The organism is Sporosarcina sp. USHLN248 (assembly GCF_037144575.1).
Lineage (GTDB): Bacteria > Bacillota > Bacilli > Bacillales_A > Planococcaceae > Sporosarcina > Sporosarcina contaminans.
This window is the reverse complement of record NZ_JBBCZC010000076.1, coordinates 1-7,435: the sequence shown is the minus strand read 5'-3', so window position 1 is coordinate 7,435 and position 7,435 is coordinate 1. Positions and strand designations below refer to the sequence as shown.

Below are 7,435 nucleotides of genomic sequence, written 5' to 3'. Positions count from 1 at the left end.
TTGTCTGGCAAGCGTTTTCAAGCCAAGCTGGGCAAACACTTATCCCATAACTAAAAACCTTTAAAAGACTGTAGACAAAGTGAAAAAATACTTTGTCTACAGTCTGAAGCATCCTGATGAACAGGATGCTTCCATAAAATTATTAATTGGTTTGGACTGTTTCGATTTCTTCGGTTAACTCAATTAACTGATCGATCAAATCACCGATATAGGAAATTGTGTCAAGCAATGGCTGTTCAGTCGTAATATCAACTCCGGCCATTTGTGCAAGCTCTGCAGGTGATTTCGTGCCGCCTGCTTGGAGGACTTTCAGCCAATCTTCTACCGCTGGTTTACCTTCAGCCAAAATACGCTTTGATACTTGTGTGGAAATTGTCAAACCAGCACTATATGTGTATGGATATAAGCCCATATAGTAATGTGGCTGACGCATCCAAGTTAATTCAGCACCTTCTGTTATTTCAACGTCATCACCCCAGAATTCCTCCAAAACGCCGCGTTTCAATTCGTTGAGCACATTTGCATTTACGCTGCCGCCTGCATCAATGCGTTCATACACTTTTCTTTGGTATGCAGCTTCCAATAAATGTGTCACGAAATTATGATAGTACGTCCGCGCTACGATCGAAGAGATAACCCAACGCTTAAATTTCGGATCATCCGAATTCGAGAGCAGGTGATTTGCCATAAGCATTTCGTTCATCGTAGAAGGAGCCTCAATGAAGTATAGAGACGGACGTGAGTTGAAGATGTTTTGGTGCTTATGTGCATTGTAGAAATGTCCGGCATGCCCTAATTCATGCGCCAATACGAATACATCTTCCATGCTGCCTGTCCAAGAAATTAGAATGTACGGATGGAATCCATATGGGCTCGAGCAAAATGCGCCTGTTGATTTTCCAATGTTTTGTGCAAAATCTGTCCAACGTTCGTCATATGAACGTTCAACCATCGTTAAATAGTCATCTCCCATAATCGAAAGTGAATCTTTAATATATTTTTTCGATTCTTCAATTGTTATTTTCGGCTCGTAATTAGGGTCTAAAGGAATTTTCAAATCGGAAAAAGTCATCTTATCCAATCCGTGGACTTTTTGAAGTAATTTAGCATATTTTCGCATATGCGGTGATAACTCTTTCATAATTAGATCGATTTGGCGATCATACATTGATCGATCAACTTCTTGATTGAACAGCAAATAATCGAATACTGTATCGTATCCACGCAAATCGGAAATTGTCTTTTCTTTTTGCAAATGCATATCGTACGTTTTCGCAGCTGTATGCTGATACTGCCTCAATTTTGCATAGAAAGCGTCATACGCAGCTCTTCTTTTTGATGTGTCTGCTTCTGATTCCCAGCCTCCTTCAAAAGAAGTATAGCTTAACGGGAATTTTTCACCGTCGACTTCAAAATCATCAAATCGAATATCAACCAATTTCGTTGTATTGTACAAACCGTATGGTGCGTTCAGTACGGAAGACATAGCAGCTAACGTTTTTTCCACTTCAGGATGCAATTGATATGGTTTTTCACGCAACACTTCTTTTAAATAAAGCTCAAAGTCTTTAGATTGTCCCATCGCTTTTTCAAGCAGTTCTGCAGGAAGTTCGGACAGTTCACTTGAAACGAAAGACAATTGGCTTCCTAATTTAGAAGCAATTGATCCATACTTGCTTGCGCGCATTTGAGCTTCATCGTTCGTTTGGTCTTCGCTTGATGACAGGCTCGTATAAGCTCCGATCGGCACCATTTTCTCATAGATGGAAGCATATCCTTTTAATGCGGCAATAATTGAGTCGACATCGGAAATCTTGCCTTTGAACTGTTCAACATAGCTTGCGACATTTTGCTGTAATTGCTCAATCGCTTGATTGTAATCATCTTCCGATTGAAAAAGATCTTGCAAATTCCAAGTTTCTTCAACTTTTACTTCTGAACGCGGCGGTAAGCTTTTGACCATTCTCATCTCTCCTTTTATTACGGTTTTCGAACTAAATATAGTATAAAGCATAATGACAGAAAAGTAAAAAAGAATGATAGAGTAGCAGATTTTTATTTACTGGAAGTTCGCTCGTTCTTATTTCGAAGTATAATGCACTGAATTGAACTGAATAGGTACGTTTTCATTCAAAATACATCGATATCCATTCAATTCTCGTCAATTTTACATTCGTTTTCTGCTTATACTCCATTATTTATAGGAGACTCATACGATAATTGTCTTTCACGCATTAGTAGACTTCTGTAATAAACACATTACATTGAAACTCTTCATATGAGCTGCTAAAGCATCGAAGAACTCATTCATAATCAGAAAAAATAAACGAAGAAAATATATTTTTTATAGTGTCGGATTAAAGGAAAAAGAATGAGCTATGAAGAATAATGGAGAAAGGTTTTTGTCCGCTTAAATATAGAAAAATTGGGGGTATCGCAAATGGGGTACATCGAAGAGTTAAGAGAAATTGTTGGGCACCGTCCTTTATTGCTAACAGGAGTTGGTGTCGGTGTGTTAAATGACAAAGGAGAAATTCTTTTACAAAGAAAAATTGACGGAAGATGGGGAATACCTGGAGGTTTTATGGAATTAGGAGAATCTGTCGAGGAAACAGGTAGAAGGGAAGTATTTGAAGAGACAGGGCTTCAAATTGGAAAAACTGAACTTGTCACCGTTATATCCGGAGAACACACCTATTCAGTTCTGCCAAATGGAGATGCTTATTATTCTGTCTCGATTATCCTTGTCACGAAAGAAATAATAGGTGGAGAATTAAAGGCGGATGGTATTGAAACGACTGAGGTGGAATTTTTTCCAATTAATTTCTTGCCAGAATCATTAAATCCGCTCATCCGTAATTTAATCCATAAATATGCAATAAAATGAGGAGGGAACGAACTGAGTGTCCCCATCCTCTATAATTGATTTTCGGCAAAAAAACGTGCTATCCATTCCATATCAAGGTCGTCATTAACTATTTTATAGTAGAGCATAGAATTTTGGATGATCAAGTTTTCCGTTATGATTACCGTCATGCTATTTCCATTGTTGTCTGTAAGGCTGATACTGAATTGATCGATATCATCTTCAATATCGATTTCTTCCGGTTTCAGCTTTTTGACATCATAATGCTGTAAAAAGTTTAATAGCTCATCTACTTGTTCAGGATCGTCAACGATCCAAGTTTTTGAAGGTGAATCGGATAATTGAGGCTTGCTGAATACGAGAGATTGAAAGTTTGTGTCGGCCGATTGTAGCAGCTCTGCGAATTTCTTTTCATTATAGTCATTAATGGATTGAATCATTGCATAAGCACCGCCGATTAGGAGCGCTATTAGCAAAATGCCTCTTATTTTCAAGATGATACCTCCTTAATGTCGTTTGTCTAGTATACGCAAGCGCTTTATGATGGAATAGTACTCATGCTATGTTTTGTAAAACGGAAAGATTAATTGTTCGGGAGAAGTTGTCTCCCTTTATTATGAGCAGGTGTTGATGAGAGGAGGGGTTCGGTTGTTTTTAAAAAGGATTACAGTATTAGAAAATGAAGTGGAAAGGACAGATTATCCCTTTTCAATTCCATCAATTCGTTCATTGAAACAGTTGGATTTGACAAGCAATGTAACATTTTTTGTCGGGGAGAATGGCTCTGGAAAGTCAACTTTGCTTGAAGGAATTGCTGATCGATGTGATTTCAATACTGCTGGTGGCGGAAGGCAAAATACATATGATGTCTATGCGGCTGAAAGTGCATTAGGGAAATATTTAAGACTATCCTGGATGCCGAAAGTAACGAATGGATTCTTTTTGAGGGCGGAATCATTTTATCAGTTTGCTACACATACTGATGAAATTGGAGCTTCATTGCATAACTATGGCGGTAAGTCGCTCCACCAACAATCACACGGTGAATCATTTATTTCATTGTTCCAAAATCGTTTTAAAGGGAAAGGAATTTATCTTTTGGATGAACCGGAAGCAGCATTATCACCAGCGAGACAGTTGGCTTTCATGCGCATACTGCATGATTTGGTGAATGAAAAGGAATGTCAATTTATCATCGCGACACATTCACCAATTTTATTAGGATACAATGGTGCAAAGATTTATAGTTTTGATAACGGAGAAATTACCGAAATTGCCTATGAACAAACGGATCATTACCAAATTACGAAATACTTTTTGAACCATCGCGAGAAATTTTTGAAAGACTTGTTGGAAGAGTGATAAAATTGAATGTATAAAAAGTATTTGGAGGTGGAAAGTATGGGAGAAATTTTGCACGCAATTCAAGATAAGTATCCGGACGATTTTGCATGGTGCTATGGATGCGGAAGATTAAATGGGGATGGCCATCATTTCAGAACAGGATGGGATGGTGACAAGACGATTACTTACTTTAAGCCGGGAGAAGAGCATAAGGCAATACCGGGGTTTGTCTACGGAGGGGTCATTGCATCGCTCATAGATTGCCATGGGACAGGATCGTGTGCTTTAGCGCTTCATCGCAAAAATGGCTACGAACCAAATGAAGACGAAGAGGTCCCTCGATTTGTAACTGCTTCATTGCATGTCGATTATTTAAGTCCGACGCCGATAGGAACTTTATTGAAAGCTGTCGGTACAGTAGAAGAAATCCATCCGAAAAAGTGGAAAGTGGCTGTTGAAGTTTTTGCGGATGAAAAGCTTTGCGCGACTGGACAAGTCATTGGAGTTGTGATGCCATCAACTTTTGCAACAAAAAAATAAGTTGTCTTCTAATAAGTTTGAATTATTGGTAACTTTACTTCTCAATTATTTGTATATAGAAATACAAGAGGTCGATCGAAAAGAAGCGACTTGGTAAATGGGTTATGGCTGTTCGTTTTTTTTCGATGATAGCTGGCCATTCTTGAAATAATTGGGAAGTTGGTATTGCGATGTGAGTTGCACTATCTTTGCATGGAGTGCAGCTCATCGGAAAGAAAAATGTGAAGGAGGAGCAAAATGGGTTATGTCCTTGGAATTGTTGCAATTGTCATGTGTGTACCGATAACGGCAATTATTACAGATTATAAGCGTAAAATAATGAAATTCAAAGCTGATATGGTAAGGGAGGAAATTGAATTAGAAAAACTAAAACAGCAAAACTTTATTATGGAAACTGAGAAGATGAAATTGGAGTTGGAACAAATGAAATTAGATTATCAATCAGGCAAAAATGAAGTGTACAAAGTATAAAGAATCGGGTGAAAATGTATGTCAAATGATGAGAAGCCATACTATAACGATTTGATAGGCGATATGCTAAAGCGCAATGATGAAACTCAAGGAATGCAACATTTAAAAGGTGCAGGGAAGCCTTTGCCGAAAGAATATTTTTCAGGCGATACTTTTCAGCATTTCCAGCGCATTGCCAAAGATGCGGGCTATAAGCCACATTGGTTAAAATTGCAGCATGAGATTCGCGATGAATTGACTTCCATATCGGAAATATTAGAAGTGGAACCGCATACAGATGTAGAAAGTCGTATACAAAAACTAAACGAAAAAATCAGAGAGCATAATAAACATTGTCCCCCTCCAATGTTGAAAGGAACCGTTTCCCGTGGGACAATTAATGTTGCAAAAGGATATTGGATGTAATATGAAGGGGAGGGTATCATGAAAAGAAATTGGATTGGTTCACTCATTTTCGTAATTGCCCTCCTTATAGCAGGTGGTTGTTCATCTTCCCATGCTGAAAATGATGTTCATTGGAAAGAGGAAAGTTTTGCAGAAAGGCAGCAAGTTATTGAACTTCCCCAATTTACGATATCGCCAATCGATGAAATGGTCGAGCGGATGACTACTGAAGAAAAGGTTGGACAGCTTGTTATCGCCGGCATTGAAGGAACATCGTTTTCAGCAGAGCTGGAAGTTTTAATAAAAGAACATTATGTTGGTGGTGTTATTCTTTTAGGTAGAAATATCTCAACTGTTGAAAGCATTGTTAACTTGCTCAATGAAAGTAAAAAAGCGAATGAATTGAATAAGGTGCCTTTATTTTTATCGGTTGATGAAGAAGGAGGGCGCGTTTCAAGATTACCGAATGGGGTTGGAAAGCTGCCAAGCGCCAGATCGATCGGGGCGCTCAATGATGCTCAAGCCAATTACGATGCAGGAATTTATTTATCTGAAGTTCTCCATGAATTTGGATACAATATGAATTTTGCTCCTGTATTGGACGTATTCAGCAATCCGAAAAACACGGTTATCGGTGACCGTTCTTACGGAAGTGATCCAGCAAAAGTGGCGAAATTGGGGATTTCTACGATGCATGGCATGATGGATGGTGGCATCATACCTGTCGTCAAGCATTTCCCGGGGCATGGTGATACGATTGTTGATTCACATGATGCAATGCCAGTCGTGAAGAAGGAAATGGAAGAATTGAAAAGGATGGAACTATACCCTTTTCAACAGGCGATTGACGATGGAGCAGAAGCGGTAATGGTATCACATGTGCTTTACTCAGATCTTGATGATAAGCGCGTCGCTTCACTATCTGATCGGATTATGTCGGATCTGCTTCGCACTGAAATGGGGTTTGATGGCGTCATTATAACGGATGACCTGACAATGAGCGCCATTTCAAATGACTATGCAATTTCGGATGCTGCTGTGCAATCCTTTAAGGCGGGCAGTGATGTGTTGCTGATCGCAGGTGATTTTGAAGAGCAGCTATTATCGATTTCGAAATTATTAGGCGCTATTGAGAGTGGAGAAATCTCTGAGGCGCGATTGAATGAAAGTGTAGAACGAATATTATCGTTGAAATATAAATATATAAAAGATGAAGAAATGCAAACCGCATTTGATGTGAAGAAGGTTAACGAACTGTACGAAGAATTTATGAGGCATTATTGAATAGTTTATTGATTTACTACACTAAAAAAATATATTGTGTGTCTAAAATTTGAAACTTCCTATTGTTTCACACGTAAATAGTATACAAAGAAAAACGGAGGAGGTTTTCATATGGAAAATACCGGATTGAAAGTATTAGTGCATGCAAGTGCATTTTTCGCACCCTTTTTAGTTCCTTTCATTCTTTATCTTGTCGTCGATGATGCGGAAGTGAAAAGACTATCCATTCAAGCGCTATTGTTCCAATTAGTGATGGGTGTACTCATTTTCATCTCGATCATTCTAATCATTTTCTTAATTGGTATCCCAATGGTTATTATTTTTGGGCTCATGACCATCATTATTCCAATTATCGGGATTGTAAAATCATTGCAAGGGGAAACATACTATTATCCGATTGTTGGAAGATGGATTTGATTGTTGCATACGTAAAAAAAGGGGCTGTCCAGAAAGTCAGTGTAAACTGATTTTCTGTGATAGTCCCTTTCTGGTTGGAGAATAAATGGGGAACCCCTGACAACCGTCGCTTTCCGTTCCAGGCGCACG

9 protein-coding genes are annotated in these 7,435 nt (G+C 38.6%); 7 read left to right on the top strand and 2 right to left on the bottom strand.

Going from position 1 to position 7,435, the window contains the following annotated elements:
• Positions 1-142: 142 nt before the first annotated feature.
• The gene (gene pepF, locus WFH04_RS17755; protein ID WP_336825603.1) at positions 143-1,963 is read right to left on the bottom strand and encodes an oligoendopeptidase F; all 1,821 of its coding nucleotides are present in this window, start codon (positions 1,961-1,963) and stop codon (positions 143-145) included.
• 477 nt (positions 1,964-2,440) lie between these two features.
• Between pepF and WFH04_RS17750 the strand changes: the two genes are divergently transcribed.
• The gene (locus WFH04_RS17750; RefSeq protein ID WP_336825601.1) at positions 2,441-2,887 is read left to right on the top strand and encodes an NUDIX hydrolase; all 447 of its coding nucleotides are present in this window, start codon (positions 2,441-2,443) and stop codon (positions 2,885-2,887) included.
• A gap of 29 nt (positions 2,888-2,916) precedes the next feature.
• Here WFH04_RS17750 and WFH04_RS17745 read toward each other — a convergent pair whose 3' ends face one another.
• Complete coding sequence (locus tag WFH04_RS17745) at positions 2,917-3,360, bottom strand: hypothetical protein (protein ID WP_336825599.1); 444 nt, start codon at positions 3,358-3,360, stop codon at positions 2,917-2,919.
• Positions 3,361-3,514: 154 nt separating this feature from the next.
• Here WFH04_RS17745 and WFH04_RS17740 point away from each other — a divergent pair, with 154 nt between their 5' ends.
• The 6 genes from WFH04_RS17740 to WFH04_RS17715 all read left to right on the top strand — a co-directional run bounded on the left by WFH04_RS17740 (position 3,515) and on the right by WFH04_RS17715 (position 7,306).
• A complete protein-coding gene (locus WFH04_RS17740) occupies positions 3,515-4,228 on the top strand; it encodes an AAA family ATPase (protein ID WP_336825597.1) in 714 nt (237 codons plus the stop codon).
• A gap of 39 nt (positions 4,229-4,267) precedes the next feature.
• The gene (locus WFH04_RS17735; protein ID WP_336825595.1) at positions 4,268-4,750 is read left to right on the top strand and encodes a PaaI family thioesterase; all 483 of its coding nucleotides are present in this window, start codon (positions 4,268-4,270) and stop codon (positions 4,748-4,750) included.
• Between the two features lie 237 nt (positions 4,751-4,987).
• Positions 4,988-5,221: a hypothetical protein gene (locus WFH04_RS17730; RefSeq protein WP_336825593.1), complete on the top strand. Its 234-nt coding sequence runs from the start codon at positions 4,988-4,990 to the stop codon at positions 5,219-5,221.
• 18 nt (positions 5,222-5,239) lie between these two features.
• Positions 5,240-5,626 carry a DnaJ family domain-containing protein gene (locus WFH04_RS17725; RefSeq protein WP_336825591.1) on the top strand — a complete coding sequence of 129 codons (387 nt, stop codon included), beginning with the start codon at positions 5,240-5,242 and terminating at the stop codon, positions 5,624-5,626.
• Positions 5,627-5,644: 18 nt separating this feature from the next.
• Entirely contained in the window at positions 5,645-6,889 is a 1,245-nt protein-coding gene (nagZ, locus tag WFH04_RS17720) for a beta-N-acetylhexosaminidase (protein ID WP_336825589.1), read from the top strand.
• A gap of 111 nt (positions 6,890-7,000) precedes the next feature.
• Positions 7,001-7,306, top strand: a complete 306-nt coding sequence (locus WFH04_RS17715) for a magnetosome magnetite crystal formation protein family (RefSeq protein WP_336825587.1) — start codon at positions 7,001-7,003, stop codon at positions 7,304-7,306.
• Positions 7,307-7,435: the final 129 nt, after the last annotated feature.